The 19,645-nt window shown below is 73.7% G+C and carries 15 protein-coding genes; 9 read left to right on the forward strand and 6 right to left on the reverse strand.

All coding sequences use genetic code 11. The annotated features are described in order from the left end of the window. The first annotated feature begins 77 nt into the window (after window positions 1-77). The 3 genes from C1A33_RS17700 to C1A33_RS17710 all read left to right on the forward strand — a co-directional run bounded on the left by C1A33_RS17700 (window position 78) and on the right by C1A33_RS17710 (window position 3,301). Window positions 78-323, forward strand: coding sequence for an acyl carrier protein (locus C1A33_RS17700; RefSeq protein ID WP_101832585.1), 246 nt, complete (start codon window positions 78-80; stop codon window positions 321-323). Further along, entirely contained in the window at window positions 320-1,546 is a 1,227-nt protein-coding gene (gene fabF, locus C1A33_RS17705; protein WP_101832586.1) for a beta-ketoacyl-ACP synthase II, read from the forward strand. Before C1A33_RS17700 ends, fabF begins: the two co-directional genes overlap by 4 nt. 351 nt (window positions 1,547-1,897) lie before the next feature. After that, entirely contained in the window at window positions 1,898-3,301 is a 1,404-nt protein-coding gene (locus C1A33_RS17710; protein WP_101832587.1) for an acyl-CoA carboxylase subunit beta, read from the forward strand. Between the two features lie 113 nt (window positions 3,302-3,414). Here C1A33_RS17710 and C1A33_RS17715 read toward each other — a convergent pair whose 3' ends face one another. Further along, the gene (locus tag C1A33_RS17715; protein WP_101832649.1) at window positions 3,415-3,882 is read right to left on the reverse strand and encodes a DUF222 domain-containing protein; all 468 of its coding nucleotides are present in this window, start codon (window positions 3,880-3,882) and stop codon (window positions 3,415-3,417) included. A 191-nt stretch (window positions 3,883-4,073) separates the two neighbouring features. Between C1A33_RS17715 and C1A33_RS17720 the strand changes: the two genes are divergently transcribed. Continuing rightward, complete coding sequence (locus tag C1A33_RS17720; RefSeq protein ID WP_207770358.1) at window positions 4,074-5,408, forward strand: MFS transporter; 1,335 nt, start codon at window positions 4,074-4,076, stop codon at window positions 5,406-5,408. A gap of 228 nt (window positions 5,409-5,636) precedes the next feature. Here the strand turns inward: C1A33_RS17720 and C1A33_RS17725 are convergent, their stop codons facing one another. Both C1A33_RS17725 and C1A33_RS17730 read right to left on the reverse strand, forming a co-directional pair. Continuing rightward, on the reverse strand, window positions 5,637-8,219 hold the full coding sequence (locus tag C1A33_RS17725) for an AAA family ATPase (protein ID WP_423748098.1): 2,583 nt from the start codon (window positions 8,217-8,219) through the stop codon (window positions 5,637-5,639). A gap of 11 nt (window positions 8,220-8,230) precedes the next feature. After that, window positions 8,231-8,884 (reverse strand): hypothetical protein, encoded by a 654-nt coding sequence (locus C1A33_RS17730; protein WP_101832652.1) that lies wholly within the window; start codon window positions 8,882-8,884, stop codon window positions 8,231-8,233. Between the two features lie 665 nt (window positions 8,885-9,549). Between C1A33_RS17730 and C1A33_RS17735 the strand changes: the two genes are divergently transcribed. Next, window positions 9,550-9,972, forward strand: coding sequence for a hypothetical protein (locus tag C1A33_RS17735; protein WP_101832588.1), 423 nt, complete (start codon window positions 9,550-9,552; stop codon window positions 9,970-9,972). Here C1A33_RS17735 and C1A33_RS36710 read toward each other — a convergent pair. Then, window positions 9,936-11,099, reverse strand: coding sequence for a DUF6457 domain-containing protein (locus tag C1A33_RS36710; RefSeq protein WP_243407672.1), 1,164 nt, complete (start codon window positions 11,097-11,099; stop codon window positions 9,936-9,938). The two genes, C1A33_RS17735 and C1A33_RS36710, sit on opposite strands and share 37 nt — an antisense overlap. After that, the gene (gene moaA / locus C1A33_RS17750; protein WP_101832589.1) at window positions 11,096-12,082 is read right to left on the reverse strand and encodes a GTP 3',8-cyclase MoaA; all 987 of its coding nucleotides are present in this window, start codon (window positions 12,080-12,082) and stop codon (window positions 11,096-11,098) included. The genes C1A33_RS36710 and moaA overlap by 4 nt, the downstream gene beginning before the upstream one ends. Before the next feature lie 292 nt (window positions 12,083-12,374). Between moaA and C1A33_RS17755 the strand changes: the two genes are divergently transcribed. From C1A33_RS17755 to C1A33_RS17770, 4 genes are all read left to right on the forward strand, one after another. Beyond that, complete coding sequence (locus tag C1A33_RS17755; RefSeq protein WP_101832590.1) at window positions 12,375-13,244, forward strand: ROK family protein; 870 nt, start codon at window positions 12,375-12,377, stop codon at window positions 13,242-13,244. 245 nt (window positions 13,245-13,489) lie between these two features. After that, complete coding sequence (sepH, locus tag C1A33_RS17760; RefSeq protein ID WP_101832591.1) at window positions 13,490-15,628, forward strand: septation protein SepH; 2,139 nt, start codon at window positions 13,490-13,492, stop codon at window positions 15,626-15,628. 157 nt (window positions 15,629-15,785) lie between these two features. Continuing rightward, entirely contained in the window at window positions 15,786-15,986 is a 201-nt protein-coding gene (locus tag C1A33_RS17765) for a DUF7455 domain-containing protein (RefSeq protein ID WP_009742431.1), read from the forward strand. 200 nt (window positions 15,987-16,186) lie between these two features. Continuing rightward, window positions 16,187-17,335, forward strand: coding sequence for a YihY/virulence factor BrkB family protein (locus C1A33_RS17770; protein WP_243407673.1), 1,149 nt, complete (start codon window positions 16,187-16,189; stop codon window positions 17,333-17,335). 40 nt (window positions 17,336-17,375) lie between these two features. On the opposite strand, the gene C1A33_RS17775 is transcribed toward C1A33_RS17770, so the two are convergent. After that, window positions 17,376-18,833 carry an LCP family protein gene (locus C1A33_RS17775; protein ID WP_101832593.1) on the reverse strand — a complete coding sequence of 486 codons (1,458 nt, stop codon included), beginning with the start codon at window positions 18,831-18,833 and terminating at the stop codon, window positions 17,376-17,378. Between the last annotated feature and the right edge of the window lie 812 nt (window positions 18,834-19,645).

The following is a 19,645-nucleotide window of genomic DNA, read 5'->3' on the forward strand; positions in this document are numbered from 1 at the left end:
CGGCGAAGGCCCACCGCGGTCGCCTGACCGCGCGCGGCATCCCCATCACCCGCTCAGCTCCCACAGGAGGAAGCACAGTGTCCCAGGACATCCTCGCCGGTCTCGCCGCCATCCTCGAAGAGGTCGCGGGCGTCGACCCGGCTGACGTCACCGCCGAGAAGACCTTCATCGACGACCTGGACGTGGACTCGCTGTCCATGGTCGAGGTGGTCGTCGCGGCCGAGGAGAAGTTCTCGGTCAAGATCCCGGACGACGACGTGAAGTCGCTCAAGACCGTCGGCGACGCGGTGTCGTACATCCAGCGGGCAGGCGTGGCCGCGTGACCACGACCCCCAGGCAGGTTGTCGTCACCGGCCTCGGGGCAATCACTCCCCTCGGTGGCGATGTCGCCACGACGTGGGAGGGGCTGCTCTCCGGCCGCTCCGGCGTTCGGCGGATCACCGAGGACTGGATCGAGCAACTCCCGGTTCACATCGCCGCTCCCCTCGCGGTCGAGCCCCCGCTCGGCCGCGTGGAGGCCCGGACCCTCGACCGCAGCCAGCAGATGGCACTGGTCGCCGCGCGGGAGGCATGGGCGGACGCCGGCTCGCCCGAGGTCGACCAGGAACGCCTCGCGGCCTGTGTGGCGTCCGGGATCGGCGGGGTGATCACCCTTCTCACCCAGCACGACGTGCTGCGGGAGAAGGGCCCCCGGCGGGTCTCGCCGCACCTGGTGCCCATGCTCATGCCCAACGGCCCGGCGAGCACCGTGGGCCTGGCGTTCGGCGCGAAGGCCGGCGTGCACGCGCCGGTGAGCGCCTGCGCCTCCGGTTCGGAGGCGATCGCCCTCGCGCTGGACATCATCCGCGCCGGCCGCGCCGACGTGGTGATCGCCGGCGGCACCGAGGCGGCCATCGCAGCACTTCCGATCGCCGGTTTCGCGCAGATGCAGGCGCTGTCCCGCCGCAACGACACGCCGGAGACGGCCTCCCGCCCGTTCGACAAGGCGCGCGACGGCTTCGTGCTCGGCGAGGGCGCGGCGATCCTGGTCCTCGAGGCCGCCGAGCACGCCGCCGCCCGCGGCGCGCGGGTGCACGGCGTGCTGGCCGGCGCCGGAATCAGCTCGGACGCCTACCACGTCGCCGCGCCCGACCCGAGCGGCGCCGGCGCGGCGCGGGCCGTACGAGCGGCCCTGCGCTCCGCCTCCCTGGAGGCGACGGACATCATCCACATCAATGCCCACGCCACCTCGACGCCGGCGGGGGACCTGGCGGAGGCGGTGGCACTGCGCGACGCGCTCGGCGACCACCTCGACGAGGTCGTGGTGACGTCGACGAAGTCGATGACCGGCCACCTGCTCGGTGCCGCCGGTGCGCTGGAGGCCGTGGCCAGCATCCTCGCGCTGCGCGGGCGCGTCGTCCCGGCTACCCGCAACCTCGACGCGCTCGACGACGAGATCGCGCTCGATGTCGCGGTGGTCGACAACCGCACGATCGGCACGGGCGCGGCCCTGTCGAACTCGTTCGGGTTCGGCGGCCACGACGTGTGCCTGGCCTTCACCTCCTGACGGCCCAGGCGGCCGGGCGGCGCACGCCGCCCGGCACCAGCCCCGACCCGGCCCACCGGCCGGACACCGGCTGCGCACGACACCGGTACGGGTGGCACCCGGACGCACCCGCGCCAATCGGCACCATGGCACTACAAGTGCTGTACACCACAGCAGTGAACCGCTAGGAACGTCACCAACACACCGCCGTGACGCCGGCCGCCCCACCGCCGCCACGGCCGCGCCCGCAACCATGGCGGGTGCCCGTGGTCGCCGGACCGGGTCGCGGTCGGAAGTCGGCGCGCCCCCTCGGGGGACGCGTACAAACCCCCGCCGATCCAGTCCGACGCCGTTCAGGCAAGGAGACGCACGGTGAGTCTGTCCACACTCGACCGAGTCGACCCGCGCACGCCCGAGGCTCGGCTCGCCCGGTTCTTCGACAACGACACCCTGTCCCTGTTCGCCGCTGCCGACACGTCCGGGGTCGTCGCAGGTCAGGGCCTCGTCGACGGCAACGAGGTCGTCGCCTTCGCGACCGATCCGACCATCCAGGGCGGCGCGATGGGGCGCGACGGCTGCGCCCGCATCGTCCACGCCATCGAGTCGGCCGTCCGGCTGGGCTGCCCGGTGGTCGGCATCTGGCACTCCGGTGGGGCTCGCCTGCAGGAAGGTGTCGCCTCGCTCGACGGAGTCGGCCGGATCTTCGCCGCGACTGTGCGCGCCTCCGGCCGCGTCCCCCAGCTCTCGCTGGTCCTCGGTGCCGCCGCCGGCGGTGCCGCCTACGGCCCGGCGCTGACCGACATCGTCATCATGGGCCCCGAGGCGAAGGTCTTCGTGACCGGCCCGGACGTGGTTCGCTCGGTCACCGGCGAGGAGTGCACCGCCGACAGCCTCGGCGGCCCCGAGGTGCACTCCAAGCGCAGCGGCGTCGTGCACGTGACGTGCGACTCCGAGGACGCCGCGATGGAGCGGACCCGGGCGATCACGGTGCTGCTCGCCGACCAGCGCGACATCGGCCAGGTCGCCAGCCGCGAGCTCGCCGAACTGCTGCCGGAGAACCCGCGGCGCGCCTACGACGTGCGCCCGCTGGTGAACGCCGTCCTCGACGAGGAGGGCATCGAGCTGCACCCGAAGTGGGCGCCGAACATCGTCACGTCGCTCGGCCGCCTCGGCGGGCGCACCGTCGGCGTCGTCGCGAACAACCCGCTGCGGCGCGGCGGCTGCCTCGACGCGACCTCCGCGGAGAAGGCGTCCCGCTTCGTGCGCATGTGCGACTCGTTCGGCGTGCCGCTCGTCGTCCTGGTGGACGTGCCCGGCTACCTGCCTGGCGTCGGCCAGGAGTGGGAGGGCGTCGTGCGCCGCGGAGCGAAGCTGCTCTACGCGTTCGCGGAGTGCAGCGTCCCGCGGGTGACCGTGGTGACCCGCAAGGCGTACGGCGGCGCGTACATCGCGATGAACGCCAGCTCGCTGGGCGCCACCGCCGTCTTCGCCTGGCCGACCGCGCAGGTCGCCGTCATGGGCGCGGAGGCGGCCGTCGGCATCCTGCACCGCCGCAAGCTCGCCGAGGTGCCGGCACAGCGCCGGCCCAGCGTCCTCGCGGAGCTGACCGAGGAGCACATCCGCACCGTCGGCGGCATCGACCGTGCGGTGGAGCTCGGCGTGGTCGACGCCGTCGTCACCCCAGCCGCGACCCGCGCCGCCGTCGCCTCGGCGCTCGCCGGCGCGCTCGCCGAGGCCCGCCCGCACAAGAACGTCCACGGCAACATCCCGCTGTAGCCGCAACCACCGACCCGCCGCCCGGGCGGCCTTCCACAGCCCCGCGCGCCCCCCGACCCCGGGGCGCGGCCGGGAGCCCGCCCGGGCCGGTCGCGGCGCGGCGACGGACCGCCTCACTCGCCCGCCAGCTGCAGCCAGGTGCGCACGACGTTGCCCATCTGCCGCGGGTTCATCCACACTGCGGCACGGGCGAAGATCGGGTCGGCGCGCAGCGCGACCTCGCGCCGCTGCGGCGTGGCCGCGGGCGCGATGGCCCGCAGGTGCTCGAAGCTGATGTTCCCGGCGCGGAAGGCCGCGCCGGAGGCGGGCAGCGCCCGCGCCGCCCGTGCCACCACGAGCGCGGTGGCCGTCGTGGGATGCACCAGCCGGCATTCCCGGCGCAGCCAGGCGGCCGCCGAGCGCGCGCCGTCGAGCCGCCACAGCTCGCGGCGGTCGAACTCGGCGAGCAGCCGGCTCCACAGCGCGTCGGTGGCGTCCACCAGGCGGCGGACCTCGACGACCATCAATGCGACTTCCGCGTCGGGCAGCTCGTCGACATCGGGCGCGACGACCCCCGCCAGCAACGACTCGACATCGATCACGATCAGCTCCTCCCGCACCGATGCGCCGTACCGGGGCGACACATGAATCGAACACCAGTTCGGATACTAGATCACGTGAAGCCCGCTGCCAACCCGCGGCTCGCCTGCGTGACCGTCCATGCTCAACGTCATCCTTAGCAAGGCGAAATAACAGTCCGCCTCCATGCGTTCCACGTGATGGAGGTGCATGCATGACCCTGCAGGCGGACGAAGCGACCCCGGTTCCCCGGACCGATACGACACCGCCGTCACCACCGACCGCCGCCGCGCCCGTCCTCATCCCCGAACCCGCCCCGGTCGCCGTCGGCGGATCCACGACCCCCCGGCCCGCACCGGGCGACGGCACGTTCGCCGCCCTGCGGATCCGCAACTTCCGCCTGTTCCTCAGCGGCCAGATCGTGTCGCTGTGCGGCACCTGGATGCAGACAATCGCGCTGGGGTGGCTCGTCCTGTCGCTCGGCGCGTCCGGCACGGCCCTCGGCCTGGTGACGGCCGCCCAGTTCCTCCCGGTGCTGCTTTTCGGCCCGTACGGTGGCCTGATCGCCGACCGGACCGACCGGCGCCAGCTGCTGATGATCACTCAGACCGGCTCCGGGCTCGCCGCCCTCGCGCTCGGCGTGCTGGACCTGACCGGCACCGCGCGGCTGTGGATGGTGGCGGTGACCGCCGCGCTCATCGGCCTGTGCAACGCCGTGGACAACCCGGCTCGGCAGAGCTTCGTCCAGGAGATGGTCGGCTCGGACGTTCTGCCCAACGCGATCACGCTGAACTCGGTGACGGTGAACGCGGCCCGCATCGTCGGCCCCGCCCTCGCCGGCCTGCTCATCCTCGCCGTCGGCACGGCGGGGTGCTTCCTGCTCAACGCGGCGTCGTTCGGCGCGGTGCTGATCGCCCTGCGCCGCATCGACACCGCCGCCCTGCACGCGCGGCCGATGACCCGGCGGGCACCCGGCCAGCTGCGAGAGGGCCTCCGCTACGTCTGGCGGACCCCGGCGCTGCGCGTTCCGCTGCTCATGATGCTGGTGATCGGGGCGCTGTCCTACGAGTTCCAGGTCGTGTTGCCGCTGGTCGCCCGGCACACCTTCGGGGGCACGGCGACGACCTACAGCATGCTCACGTCGGCCATGGGCGCCGGCGCGGTGGCGGGCGGGCTGCTGGTGGCGCGGCGCCGGCGCTTCGGGGTGCGCCCGCTCGGGGTGATCGCCGCCGGATTCGGCATCGTGCTGCTGGCCGCGGCCGCGGCGCCGACGCTGCCGCTGGAGATCGCGATGCTGGTGCTGGTCGGCGCGGCGAGCGTCGCGTTCATCTCCACCGGAAACGCGACCGTCCAGCTCGCCGCCGACCCGGCCATGCGCGGACGGGTGATGGCCCTGTGGTCGGTCGCGTTCCTCGGCACGACGCCGGTCGGCGGGCCCATCGCCGGCTGGGTCGCCCAGACCTTCGGGGCCCGTGCCGGCCTCATGCTCGCCGCCGGCGCCGCCCTCGCCGCGGCGGCCTACGCCCTGAGCCCCCGCCGGTCCGCCTAGCCCGCCCGTCCAACCGGTTTCGGCTCCGGGCCAGGCCGCATCGGGAGTTGCGATCTGTCCAGCCGCGTTCGTGAGACTCTGTCCACCCCCACGTGCCCGCCTGTCACCCGCGCCGCCCGAGTGCCGTGGGGGTCACCTGACTGGCGACACGAGCCGCCGTGACGTGGCCAGAACGCTGCCACGACCCCCGCGGCAACCGACTGCGAAGATCACAACTCGAGACACGACCTAGTCGTCCGGCTGTTCCGGGGAGGAGGGCGCGGTCGTCTCGCGGGTCGAGGACGCGCTGGCCGTGGATGCCCCGGCCGGCGGGGTGCCCGCGGCCGGCTCCCTCGCCGCGACGCGGCCGAGATCGGGCAGAGTGTGCAGCTGGCGGACCTGGCCTCGATGGGCCCGCATGGCCTCCGTGTGAAAGCGTTCCGCCAGCGGGAGGAAGTCGGGCTCGTAGTAGCGGCTGCCATCCAGGGTGGGCCCGCTGGTGCCCTCCATGATGGCCTCGACGTCCTCACCTGTGATCGTCTTGTGGGTCTCCAGGGCGTGCGTGAGCGCGAGGATCTCCCGGCGGTTGGCGGTCAGCACGGCCTCGGTGCGCTCGTACAGCTCCCGCAGCTTCGCCTCGATCTGCTCCCCGAAGGGGCGGTCGGAGTCGAGGGACAGGTTGCCCATCTGCTGCTCGAGCAGAAACAGCCGGGATGCCAGCGTCTCGCCGATCGCCGCCGACGACATGTAGTTCGCGACGAGTATCGTCGCGCTGCGCAGGTCGCCGCCGACGCCGACGGTGTTGTCGCCCTCGAAGAACATCCGTTCGCCGACGAGCGAGGCCAGCGAGACCATCACCTGGATCTCGATCTCCGACTTCCACATGAACATGCTGTCCTCGACCGCGACGTGGGCCACGAACCCGCCAACGCCACCGCGCCGCTCGATGGTGGCCAGGTCGATCATCCGGCCGCGCTGCATCCGATAGGCGACCACGGCATGGCAGGCCTCGTGCAGGGCGATGCTGTGCCGCTCCCGCTCGATGTGCTCATGGTCGTCCGGCAGGCCGTACTCCTTGATCACCCGTGCGCGCAGCATGTCCTTCCAGGTGATGATCTCCCGATCGTCCTTGACGGCCTGGACGAGCGCCTCGTTGACGGTGTCCTTGATGGTCGCGCCGGTCGCCTCCGGGCTCATCACCGCCAGCCGGTCGATCTGGTCCGGGGTCAGCTCGTGACGCACCTTCGCGAGATAACCCTCGAAGGTGCGGATACGGCCCTGCTTGCTGGGATAGCCCACCTTGTACTGACGGTCGATGCGACCCGGCCGCAGCAGCGCCTCGTCCAGCGACTGCGGCATGTTCGTCGCCATCATCACCAGGATCCGGTACTTGGGCGGCGGCTTCGGCCGCATGCCCAGCGTGCGGCGCACCACCCGGTTGAGGAAGCCGCGCGGCTTCTTCAACCCGGACATCTCGGTCAGCAGGGCCTGCAGGGTGCCATCGAACCCGGCACCGCCACCACCGCCGACGACGAACTGCTCGCGCGCCTGCCCCCGGAGGATCTCCGTGCGTGCCGCCTCGCTGAGGTAGGACATGCCGTTGCAAGGGTCGTCCGCCTCGGCGAATCCGTTGCCGGCGAAGCCACTCCTGGCGATGCCACGGCCGCCGATCCCACTGCCGCCGGCGCCGCTGGCGCCAGCCCCACTGCCGCCAGCCCCACTGCCGCCGAGGCCGTTGCCGAAACCGCCCCCGAGCGCGCCGCGGCTGCCCAGCGTGTCCGCCTCGTCGAAAAAGACGATCACGCCGCCGTACCGCAGCGCGAGCTTACGCAGCTTGCGGAACAACGACTTCACCTTGAGGATGCCGACGCCGATGAACATCGCCGAGAAAGCACCCGGATCGACGAAGACGAATGGTTTGCCCGTCTCGCCGGCGACCGCCTCGGCGATCAGCGTCTTGCCGGTCCCGGGCGGGCCCCACAGCAGGATGCCGCCGGGCACATAGCCGCCCCGGCTCTCGATCTCCTCCGGGCGCTCCAGGTAGAAGACGTTCTCCTTCACCCGGCTGACGACGTGGTCCTGACCCCAGACGTCGGCGAAACGGGTGGTGATGTCCTCGGGAAAGTACGTGTCGACGCCGCCCTTGGACAGGAACCAGAACATCACCACGAACTGACCGACGACGAGCACCATCAGCAGCACGATCTGCAGCACCACCGGGACGGCCCGCCACAGGTCGCTCGGCACCTGCACCAGCGCGTCGAACACGGAGGTGTGCGACAGCCGGGCGTAGACGAACAGCGCGAGCGCCAGCCCGACGATCCACTTGGCGGCGCGGCTGAGCCGATACCGGTTCCAGTCGTTCAGGCGCAGGATCCGCCGCTCCGCCCGGCCGAACACCCGGTCGGTCCAGAACACGTGGTAGCCCGACCAGCGCTCGCCGACGAACATGTGCAGCTGGCGAACCACCTCCAGGCCCAGCAGCACGAGCACCCAGGCGCTCTTGCGGGACTGGATGCGCAGGGCGTCGGACCACGTCATCAGCGGATCGCCGGAGACGTCCGCGGCCACCACGAACAGGAACACCGCACCGAGCAGGAGCAGGAACTTCGCCCGGTCCCACAGCGGCTGCGGCCGGCGGCGCGGGCGGGCGTCACCGCCGCCGCGTCGCGGCGGTGACGCGGTCCGCGTCGCAGTGGAATCCGAAGCCGGACCGGTGCCGGGGGCCGGGCCGCCGCCACTGCCCCGGCCGCCGCCACTGCCCTGGCCGCCGCCGGAACCGGTGTCCCCCATCGGGTCGAGGCCGTCGGCCATCCCGTCCGCGTGGTTCATCAGGCCCATCCCTACTGCCCTCGGTCGGTCGGCTCGATGGTGAAGGACCGCGCCACATCGCCAATCTGCTGCCCGTGCTGGGCGTAACACAGCGACGAGCACGCGAGAATGAGCTGATACAGGACTGTCTGCGAGGTATCGAGCAGGCTGGTCTGGTCGATGGTGACCAGCCCGGCATCGGTCCGCACCTGGTAGACGAGGTGGACGCCGTGCACGCCGTCCTTCTTGCGCAGCGTCTCGTCCATCAGCAGCAGGAAGTTCGGAGCCAGGCGGGCGCCATACGGGTTTTCCCGCACGGCCTTCTCCTGGGCGGCCGCCGCGTCGTCCACGGACAGCACGAAGTTGCGCAGGTCGTTCGTGGAGACCGCGTTCGCCTCCTCGGGGAGCAGGTGGCGGACCTGCACGAACCCCTTGGGCTGGGGCGCGTCCGGCACGAGCAGGCGGGTGTCGTCGAAGCGCGTGCCCGCGTCGATGCCGACGACCCATTCCCGCGACATCAGCCCCTGCAGCATCTCGGGGCTGACGGTGCGGGCGTCGATCCCGAACAGCGCCGGGCCGGGCATCTCCCGGTGATTCCAGTCATTCGGAACCCGCAGGAAGGCGCCGTCCTTCTTGTTCGTCACATATTCGTAACTGGGCGAGCCGCAGCCGCCCGCCAGAAGCATCACCGCCACTACGCTGAGCAGCAGCAGGGTGCCCGGAACGGACCTTCGGCGCGGACGGATCGTCCGACGTCGAGCCTCCACGGCAAACCTCCAGCCTCGCGAGGTCGAACACATGGTGCGGCGTCGGGCCATGGTCCATCGCATTCCTGAAAAGTGTGGCCCAGATGGCGGCCCGCATGCACAACCTTCACCGGAAAGAGTGAGGCTCCGTACCCTCCGTTGTCGGCCACCGACAGGTCGCCGGTCGTCCGGTAACGCACTGCCAGATCCCGCATCCGAGCGCCGTACGACCAGCCCGCGCCCACCGAGCCGGATCTCCGCACCGATACCCACGACGGAGACCGCCGAACCCGGCCCGGCATCGCCCGCCCGCTCTCACCCCTCGCGGGCGAGCACCCCGCTCCCCACACGACCCCACGCATCACCCACGACCCCGCCCCGCCTCACGAACCGACGGCGCCGTCCGTCCCTGATCCCGCGGCGACCTCGATCCGTCGCGACCTCGATCGTCGCGGACGAAACGATCGGACGCACCACCGCCGCGGCCCACCGACCACACCAGGACACGAGCCAGGTCTGTACGCAGGCGCGCAGGGGACCCGGGACGATCACCCGCGGACAACGTCACGCCCGGAGATGTGCCCCCCGTGGGGCACACTGTCGGTATGGCGCACTATCGGCGGGGTCGCAAGGTTCCGGCGCTACGCCCCGGACGCCGTCACTTCGTCGGCGCCATCACGGTGGTCGCGGTCTTCTCGCTGGTCGGGCTCACGGCGTGGAACCCGATCGCGGCACTGCCCGCACTCGGAGTGATCGTCGTGCTCGGGGTGGTCGACTGGGCGATCGTGACCGCCTCCCCCGGTGCGGACGACCTGCCCTCGGGCCCCGCCGCCTTCACCGGCGACGAGCCGGAGTGGGATGGCGGGCTCGACACCCCGACCCAGGTGCTGCCCCGGCTCACCTTCGGCTACGCCCGCGCCAGCGGTCAGGACGAGGCCTACGACGAGCCGGACCAGGACGCGGTGCGCACGATGGCGATCGACATGCGCGGCTACCTCGACGAGGCCGGGCCCGGCCGGATGGGCTGATCGCGGCGGGCGAGCAGGCCGCGCACGGCATCCGCCGCCGCGCGCACGGCCGCCGGGTCCCCGCCGGCGCCGAGACCCACCAGGAACGCGGTCAGCGGCGCCGCGGGCCGGGCCACCCCATGGGCGACCTCGCGGGTGAGATCGAGCAGGTCGGTCACGTCGAGGGCGGACGAGTCCAGACCCAGCTCGGCGCAGACCTCGGCGACCCAGCGGTCGAGCACACCGCCGGGCCCCGCCGGCGCACCGGACGCGGAAGCCGGATCGGGGCCCATCGGCGCCGACGGACGATCAACGGGCGGGTCAGCGGCGGAGGGCACCGTCCCATCGTGCGCCATCGCCACGCCACGCGACGCCGTCCCGGCAGGCGGGCCCGGCGCGTCACGTGACCCGATCGCATCCCTCACCGACGCCGCGACGTGCGCGGCGGGCCACGGCGCGCCGACCCACCGGCGCGCCCGCTCCACGTCCCCGGGCTCGTCGCAGTCCAGGATGGCCCGGGCATCCGCCGGGACCTCGGCCACCGCCCTGCCGTCGAACAGCAGCCGCACCGGCTGCCCGGTCGGTTCGGCGGGCAGGGCCGCGCGCAGCCGAGACGTGCGCCAGAGCGCGGCGAGATACTGACGGCGGCCGCTCGGGTCGACGAGGACGGCGACCTCGATCGCCGGGCGCGCGGCGGCCGCGAGCAGCGCGTCGATCTCCTGGCGGCCCAGAAATGGCAGGTCGGCAGCGAGCACGGCGACATACGCGGTGCTCACCGCGTCCAGCCCGGCGGCGATCGCCGCGACCGGGCCGCCGCCGGGCGGATCCTCCTGCCGCCACCACACCACACCGGTTCCGGCCGCGTCGGCACCACGCGTGTCAGCACCTCTCGCGGCCACGGCGCCGACGCCTGCGTCCGCGCCTGCGTCCGCGCCTGCGCCCGTGCCTGCGGGCAGCGCGCGCCGCGGGCCGACGACCACTCGCCGCTCGGCTCCAGCCGTCGCCGCGAGCACCCGTTCCAGCAGGGTGACGCCACCCACCACGACAGCGGGCTTGTCCTGCCCGCCGAGCCGGCGGGCCGCGCCGCCCGCCAGCACCAGGGCACTCCAGCGCGGGTGTCCGGCCGCCGGGTCGGGCCGGCCGGTCATCCGCCGATCGCCGACATTGGCCGCCGCGGCTGGCGGAACGCCGGATCGTCGATGCCGTGCCCGGCGCGTTTGCCCCACATCGCCGTCCGCCACAGCTCGGCGATCCGCTCGTCACCGGCGCCGGCGCGCAGGGCCGCGCGCAGGTCGCTCTCCTCGCGGGCGAACAGGCAGGTCCGCACCTGGCCGTCGGCGGTCAGCCGGACCCGGTCGCACGCCGCGCAGAACGGTGCCGACACGGAGCCGATCACACCGACCCGGCCCGGGCCGCCGTCGACCTCGAACAGCTCGGCCGGCGCGCTGCCCCGCCCGGGCACCGCTCGCAGGGCGAACTCGGCCCGCAGCGCGGCGAGGATCTCCGGGGCGGACACCATCGACGAGCGCTGCCAGCCGTGCTGGGCGTCCAGCGGCATCTGCTCGATGAACCGCAGCTCGTAGCCCTCGCCGAGCGCCCACCGCAGCAGCCGGGGCGCCTCGTCGTCGTTGACGTCCCGCAGGAGCACGGCATTGACCTTGACCGGCACCAGCCCGCTGGCGGCGGCGGCCCGCAGCCCGGCCAGCACATCCCCGAGCCGGTCACGGTGGGTGAGGCGGGCGAACCGCTCGGGGTCCGTCGTGTCCAGCGAGACGTTGACCCGGTCCAGTCCGGCGGCACGCAGGGGCGCGGCCAGCCGGGCGAGCGACAGCCCGTTGGTGGTCAGTGACAGCGCCGGTCGCGGCCGCAGCGCGGCGAGCCGGGCGACCAGTGCCGCGAGACCGGGCCGCAGGGTGGGTTCACCGCCGGTGAGGCGGACCTCGGTGACGCCGAGTGCGCGCACCGCGATGCCGACCAGGCGCACCACCTCGTCGTCCGTCAGCAGCCGTTCCGATGGCAGCCAGGGCAGTCCCTCGGGGGGCATGCAGTAGGAGCAGCGCAGGTTGCAGCGGTCGGTCAGCGACACCCGCAGGTCGGTCGCGACCCGCCCGTAGGTGTCAACCAGACTCACCCTCCAAGCGTATAGAGCCGACCGGCTCCCATCATCCGGGTCCGGAGTCCGCATCCGGGACAGGCTCCCCGGCGGCGGCGTCGCGCGCCGCCGAGCGCCCGCGGGGACGGGTGGGCGCCACCAGGGTCGCCATGCCTGCGAGACTTAGTGCTCGGCGGTCAGGGGACCGGCCCCGGTCGCGCGAGCACGCCGCGGCCACGGAGCCGTGCGCGGACCGCGGGCCGACGGCGCGGGCGCGTGTCCCGGCCCCAACGGCACAGGCGGCTACATCGGCGCGGGGAGGACTTCGGCCATGCAGGTCTTCGGGGTTGACGTCGGAGGAAGCGGCATCAAGGGCGCTCCGGTCAACATCGAGGACGGCTCGCTGGCCGCGCCTCGGCTGCGCATCCCCACCCCGCAGCCGGCCGAGCCGGCCGCCGTCGCCGACACCATCGCCGAGGTGGTGAACCATTTCGGCTGGTCCGGCCCGGTCGGGGTGGCGCTGCCCGCGGTGGTGAAGAACGGGATCGCCCTCACGGCCGCGAACATCGCGCCGTCCTGGATCGGGACGGACACGGTCGCGTTGCTGTCGGCCGCGCTCGGCGCCCCGGGCCCCGCCGTCCCTTCCGTGCCGGTGCCGCCCGCGGCGGCGCCGAGTGCGGCGGACATCACGACCGTCAACGACGCGGACGCGGCCGGTCTCGCCGAGCTGGCCTTCGGTGCCGGTCGCGACGTCGCCGGCCTGGTGGTCATGACGACCTTCGGCACCGGCATCGGCACCGCCCTGTTCCTGCACGGCCAGCTCGTGCCGAACACCGAGCTCGGCCACCTCGAGGTGCACGGACACGACGCCGAGACGAAGGCGTCCGACGCCGCCCGGGAGCGCGAGGACCTGTCCTGGGACAAGTGGGCCAAGCGGGTGTCGCGCTACCTCGGCACGCTGGAGGCCCTGCTCTGGCCGGACCTGATCATCATCGGCGGCGGCGTCAGCAGGAAGGCCGACAAGTTCCTCGACCAGCTCGAGGTGCGCACCCGGGTGGTGCCCGCCCAGCTGCAGAACGAGGCGGGGATCGTCGGTGCCGCGCTCGCGGGTCTCGGCGACCAGGGCCGGCCCCGCCCGGCCACCCGGGCCGCCCGCCGGCGCGGCCCCGCCACGCGGCCGCCGGGCGGGCGGCGTCCCTAGGACGATCCGGCCTTGCGCGGCCCGACCGGACAGGCCCGACTCGGTCAGACTGCGCGTGTCGTCCGCCGACAGCCACCGGAGCGGCCGCATCGATGGCAGGCTGTCATCTACCGGGACGCACGTACCGAAGGCGGGTTCGGGTGCGTCATGTCAACCTGCCCGCGGGTTCGTCCGCCGGAGCGCGTCACGCGCGTCGCGCGGCACGGCGACGGGCACGGTATGGCTTCGAGAGAACAGGAGGCGCCATGCGTGAGCTGCGGGCGATCGCACTCAGCGAGGACGGCGGCTACCTCGTGCTCGCGGACGCGGCCGGGCGGACCGACGGCGAGCAGTTCCGAGTGCCGGTGGACGACCGGCTCCGGGCCGCCCTGCGCGGGGTGCGCCGCAGCGAGGTGCGCACGGAGAGCGCGCTGACGCCGCGGGAGATCCAGGCCCGGCTGCGGGCCGGGGAGACGGCCGCCGAGGTCGCCCGCGCCGCCGGGATCCCGGTGGAGCGGGTGGAGCGGTACGAGGGCCCGGTTCTGGCCGAGCGCGCCCGCGTCGTCCAGGAGGCCCGTGCCGCGCTGCTGCCCAAGGACCCCGGCGGGGTGCCCGGCCGGCCACTGGGCGAGGTCGTCGACGCGCGCCTGGTCGTCGCCCAGGACAACCCGGCCGCCGCGCAGTGGGACGCCTGGCGCCGCGTGGACGGCATCTGGCTGGTCCAGCTCACCTCCGAGAGCCGTTGCGCCCGCTGGACCTGGGATCCGGTCGTGCGCCGGGTCCGCCCGCACGACGACGCCGCCCGAGCACTCGTCGCTCCGGAGAGCGCCGAACCCGCCGCCGTCCCGGCGCCGCCGGCCATGCCCGCCGCGCTGGCGCCCCCCGCCGGGCGGCCGGCGGGACCGGCGCTGACGCTGGTGCCCGACCAGGCCCCACTGGCCTCTTATCCCCCGGTGACCGCCGCCCCGCCCCCGGCGTTCCCGGACAGGCCGGCCGCGCGCTCCTACCCGCAGCCCGCGGCATTCCCCGGCATTCCCTACCCGGCGGCGAACCAGCCCAGCGGCGCCCCGCCGGCGCGTCCCGGCGTCTTCCGGACGGTGCCCGCGCCGGATCTCGACCCTGCCCACGCGCCGGAGTTCACGCCGGATCATGCACCGCAGCCCGGCCCGGCCCCCACCCCCGCCGCGGCGGGGCTCCCGGTCGAGCCGCCCATGCCCGCCCGTCCTCAGACCACCGTCGGCTCCGCCGTCTTCGGCGGGTCCCCAGCGGTCGGCGGTGCCCTGCCGGGGGCAGGCGCCTCGAGCGGCGCTCCGGGCGACGGCCCGGCCCTCTCCCACCCCGCGTCGCCGCCGGCCCACGGCGGGCAGCCCGGCATCGAGACGCCCGTCGGGCCCGCCCTGTCGCCCGCCATCGGCGGGCAGGCCGCTGTTCCCGGCAGCGCGAGCGCGGACGGCCAGGCGGCCGAGGACGGCGACGACCTCGGCGCCGACGTGGCCGCGGCCTTCGCTGGCGAGGCGGCGGCCTTCGCCGGCGAGGCGGCGGGCGGCACGGGCGACGAGTTCGTGGCCGACCAGACCTGGGCGGCGGATGCGGAGGCGGGCGAACCCGCCGCCCCAGCCGAGTTGGCCCGGCCCGAACCGGCCGAGGTCGCCGCGGCGAACCGTCGACCGGAGCCACAGCCGCCGCGGCGCACGGCCGCGACCCGGGTCAGTGCCCTGCCGCGCAACACCGGCCGGCGCCTCGGCACCAACACCACCGCCGCCCGGCCCGGCGCCGCGGCAACACCCGGTCGCGGCGTCCCCGCCGCCCGGCCCGCGGCCGCCCCGGCGGCATCCGCGGCGTCGGCGGCACCGGCCCGCACGGGCGAGACCCCACGGGCGGCCGTCGCGCCGGCCGGCACGGCGCGCGTGACATCCGCCACGTCGCCGGCCGGCGCCGCCGCCATGCCCTCGGCCGCGAGCCCGGCGGACAAACCGGCCCGCACGCCCGCGGCACCCGCTGCCCGAACCTCGGGACGGGCGGCCGCCGCCGCCGCCGCCCGCGCCGCAGGGGGATCCGCCGCCCCCACCGCCTCCGCGGCGACGGTTCCCGAGCCCGCCGCGGTCCCCGAGCCGGCCGCGGTGGCCGAGCCGGCAGCCGCGGCCAGCACCCCTGCCACCACCGGTGGGCGCCGTCAGGCCGCCGCCACCACGGCGGCGAAGGGCAAGGCATCCGCGACCGAGGAGAACGAGAAAGTTACGGACAGCGACGCCGACACTGCCGCAGAGAAGTCGAACGCACCCGCTGCGTCACGAGGCCGCCAGAACACCGGCACCCGCGGGGGGGAACGTCCCGCAGGCGGTCGACGTGGACGCAAGTCAGTGCCAGCATGGGACGACATCGTCTTCGGCGCCCGACGGACCTAGAGCGGCCGGCGGGACCAGGACGAGTACAGTACGCGGCCCGAACAACGCCGCGGACGCCACGCCGCTCTGGATGCAATGACGCCACGAGAGCCGGCTGTGAGTAAACCGTCACATGGTCAGGTGGAACGTCTGACCGCCTAACACAGTTGGAGTAGATGTGACAGGGACTACCACGAAGCCGACGCTGACCAACCTCGATCGTTGCGACCGGTGCGGTGCCCAGGCATACGTGCGGGTGGTGCTGCCGGGCGGCGGAGATCTTCTGTTCTGCCGTCACCACGCCAAGTCGCACGACTCCAAGCTGCGCGAGATGGCGGTCGAGTACCACGACGAGACCGACAAGCTCAGCGTGTCCTGAACCTCGCGTTTCGATAGTCGGAGGGGCATGTCACCGAGGTGTGGCATGCCCCTTCCGCTCGCTGCCGGCGGACCTGCGCCGACCGACCCGCGCGCCGCGGCCCGCACCATCCACTGACGGGCCATCCCGGATCAGTGTGCTCGGCGCCAGTCCGGCGCCGTTGACCTCCATGGGCCTCACCAGGCCATACGGTGGGATCCGTGGCCACCGCGGGGAACGACGTGTCCACTCCCGTGGCACGCGGGCCGGCGCGAGGCCGGTCGGCTCGACTACTACGACGAGTCGTGGTCGGCGCGGTGCCGGGCCTGCGGTCGCGACTGCGGCGCCGCAGGGTGACGGCCAAGGCCAGGGTGCGCCACAGCGCCGTGTTCCGCCGCCTCGACCGTGAGCAGCGCCGGGTGCCTCGCGCGCCGCTGCGGCTGGTTCGCCGGACCGTCGCCAACGCCTGGCGGCATCGGGTCCTGGGCCTCGCCGCCGAGGCCGGGTTCTGGCAGCTGCTGTCGCTGCCGCCGCTGCTGTTGTCGCTGCTCGGCGCGCTCGGCTATGTCGCCGAGTCGATCGGGCACAACGCGCTCGGCACCATCCGCAACAGCATTCTGCGCGGTGCCGGCGACCTGCTCACCGAATCGGTGGTGGACGACGCGGTCCGGCCTACCGTCGACGAGATCCTCTCCCGGGGGCGCCCGGACGTCATCTCCATCGGTTTCGTGCTGTCCCTGTGGACCGGCTCGACGGCGATGGCGACGTTCGTCAACACCATCACGATCGCGTACGGCCAGCGTGATCTCCGCTCGGCGGTGCGCAGCCGGCTCCTCGCCCTCGGTCTGTTCCTGGCGCAGCTGACCAGCGGAGTGATCATTCTGCCGGCACTCGTCCTGGGCCCCGGCGTCATCTCGCGGATCCTCGACGCGGACCGGCACCCGTCCGTGGACCGGCTCCTGACCTCGTTGTTCTGGCCAGTGGTCGGCGCGGTCGCGCTGACGATGCTGACGTCGCTATACCACCTGTCGCTGCCGGTGCGCCGACCGTGGTGGCGGGCGTTGCCCGGGGCGACGCTCGCGCTGGTGTGCTGGCTGGTCGGCAGCTACGTCCTGCGCCTCTACCTGGAGTTCGTGTTCAGTCACGAGCTGGTCTACGGCTCGCTGGGCTCCCCCGTGGCGGCGCTGCTGTTCTTCTACATAACGGCGCTCGCGGTGCTGCTCGGCGCCGAGCTCAACGCCGCTCTCGACGAACGGTCCCGATCCGTCATGGTCGAGGACGCGCCCGAGCCACCAGGGCCACCGGAGCCACCAGGGCCACCGGAGCCGGCGGGATCCGACGGCCGGCCTCCCCGCGGGCACGAGCCCTGAGCGGAACTCCCCGGACCGCGAACGGCCCGCGCGGACCCGGTCAGTAGGTGCAGGAGCCGCTCGTCGACGGGGCCGGCGCGGCCGTGGTCGCCGCAGGCGCGGCGACTGGCCGGGTCCATGCCACGGGGATGCCGACACCGCCGGTGCCGCCCGGCCCGGCGGGTGTCGCGGGAACCGCCGCAAGCGCCCCCGCGGCGCCCGTCGTCTGGCTCACCCGACCGCCGAAGGGTTTCAGGAAGGCACCGAGCTGGGCGGGATCAAGGACCAGGACGCTCTGCCCGGCCCGAGTGCCCCCGGTGGCGGGAACGGTCGCGAAGGTGACCCCGCCCGAGCCGATCGCCTGCATGCGCACCGCGAGCAGCCGCAGGTCGGCGAGGGAGGTCTGGTCGTCCAGGGTGAGTGCGGAGGTGGCGGCGTCGACCACGTTGATCAGCTTGGCGGGGTTGAGCAGGGTGTCGGTCGCGGAGATGCGCCGGAACACGACGCCGAGGAACTGCTGCTGACGGCGGATCCGGTCGATGTCACTCTCCGGAAGTCCGTACCGCTGGCGCACGAACGCCAGCGCCTGCGCGCCGTTCAGCCGGTTCTCGCCCACCTGGCCGGAGAATCCGGAGAAGTGGTCATGCAGGTTGTCGAAGCCGCGGGCCCTGAGCTCGGGCGGCAGCTCCCTGATGCAGACCGTGACGCCGCCCAGCGCGTCCGTCATGCCCTGGAAGCCGACGAAGTCGATCTGCACGTAGTGGTCGACCCTGATCCCGGTCAGTCCCTCGATCGTGGACACGAGCAGGGACGGCCCGCCATAGGAGTAGGCCGCGTTCAGCTTCGACCGCTGCGCGGCGTGCTGGGTGCCGCGGGAGTCCGTGTAGGCCGGGATGCGCACCCACAGGTCCCGGGGAAACGAGATCAGGGTCGTCGAGCCGCTGGCGTCGAGGTGGGCGAGGATCGTCGTGTCCGAGCGCTGGCCCTCGGCCGCGCCGAACGCACCGTTCGTGCCGGCCCGGGAGTCCGAGCCGACGAGCAGGATGTTCTGGGTGCCGCCGCCGGCCTTCGCCGGCCGGTCCACGCCCGCGGAGAAGGTCAGTGGCACGTGCCGGACCCGCCCGTCGTAGTGGCGCAGCACCGCCCAGCCGGTCGTCGCGAGGATCAGCACGACGGCGGCCAGCACGGCGGCGTCCGCCGGGGCCTCACCGCCGTCGCCATGCCGGCCGTCGCCATTGCGGTCGTCGCCATTGCGGTCGTTGCCATTGCGGTCGTCGGGGGGAGGTGCGTACCGGTCGTCCGCCGGCGGACCGTAGGGGGTGGGCCGGCCCCGCGGGGCGTCCGCGGCGGCTGGGCCGCGGGCCCGGCGGGCTCCCGGGTCGCGGCGCTGCCACTGGCCGGCCGGCCACTGGTCGCCCGCGGACCCGCGGCGTGGATCTCGCCGGGCGCCACCACCGGGCTCTCCACGGTCCGCCCCGGGCGGGCCGTACCGCTCCGGCCGATCCGGAGGCCAGGTCATGGCAGCCTCCCCTCCCTCCACCGGGACGGGATCATCCGTTCCGGTGGCGCCGTCCTGTCGCGGGCACGCCGTCCATGGCGAGCCGTCCCGCCGGCGCCGAGGGCCGGGTCACGGCCACACCGCGGCCCGGGACCGGCCCCGCTCGCCGCGGCGCCGGGCCTGGTCCTCGCCGCCACCGCGATCGTTCCCGCCGAGCAGTTCCGGCCAGCGGAGCCGTTCCGGTCAACGGACGAACGGAACAGTCCTGGACAGCCTCTCATCCCAGGCCACTTCGACACGCCGTAGATGCGTCCGGTCTGTGTCGGATGGCCGACGATGCCGGGCACGCGCGGCCGGGCGCCGGCGCCGTCGACGCGAAGCCCGACGGATGGTGACGTTCACGACATCACCGTTCGCACCCAGGGTCCCCGGTTCGGGTATCCCTCGCCGAGGTTCTGGCCGCGGACGATCCGGCGAGCCGGGCCGCCGGGGGCGTCCGCCGCGCGGAAAACCGTACTGCCGACAGTGCAGGAGTCAGCGCCCGGACCGAACCGACGGCGAGACGCGTCCTGAGGACCCCCGTCCACCACCTCACCTCGGCACGCCCGTCAACAGGCCACGACACGAGGTCACGAAACCGGCGTTATCACACTGTCGATACCACCGATCGCGCGTCGTCGTTAACGGATTCGCCGGGATGCGGCCCGAGCCGGACACGAGGCATCGTCGTGGCGCCCGCCGCGCGGAATATTCGCCGGCACGATCGCCGAGATGTCCGCCGATCGTGCCGGCGGACACCAGCCCGGGGACGCACTACCCGTCGAAGCCCGGCC

The organism is Frankia canadensis, assembly GCF_900197875.1.
Taxonomy (GTDB): domain Bacteria; phylum Actinomycetota; class Actinomycetes; order Frankiales; family Frankiaceae; genus Frankia; species Frankia canadensis.

Bases quoted from the DNA above. Each gene is read 5' to 3' on its own strand.
- C1A33_RS17775 (WP_101832593.1), bottom strand. From the start codon at position 18,833: ATGACCTGGCCTCCGGATCGGCCGGAGCGGTACGGCCCGCCCGGGGCG.
- C1A33_RS17720 (WP_207770358.1), top strand. From the start codon at position 4,074: ATGACCCTGCAGGCGGACGAAGCGACCCCGGTTCCCCGGACCGATACG.
- C1A33_RS36710 (WP_243407672.1), bottom strand. From the start codon at position 11,099: ATGACCGGCCGGCCCGACCCGGCGGCCGGACACCCGCGCTGGAGTGCC.
- C1A33_RS17725 (WP_423748098.1), bottom strand. From the start codon at position 8,219: ATGAACCACGCGGACGGGATGGCCGACGGCCTCGACCCGATGGGGGAC.
- C1A33_RS17735 (WP_101832588.1), top strand. From the start codon at position 9,550: ATGGCGCACTATCGGCGGGGTCGCAAGGTTCCGGCGCTACGCCCCGGA.
- C1A33_RS17755 (WP_101832590.1), top strand. From the start codon at position 12,375: ATGCAGGTCTTCGGGGTTGACGTCGGAGGAAGCGGCATCAAGGGCGCT.
- sepH (WP_101832591.1), top strand. From the start codon at position 13,490: ATGCGTGAGCTGCGGGCGATCGCACTCAGCGAGGACGGCGGCTACCTC.
- C1A33_RS17730 (WP_101832652.1), bottom strand. From the start codon at position 8,884: ATGCTTCTGGCGGGCGGCTGCGGCTCGCCCAGTTACGAATATGTGACG.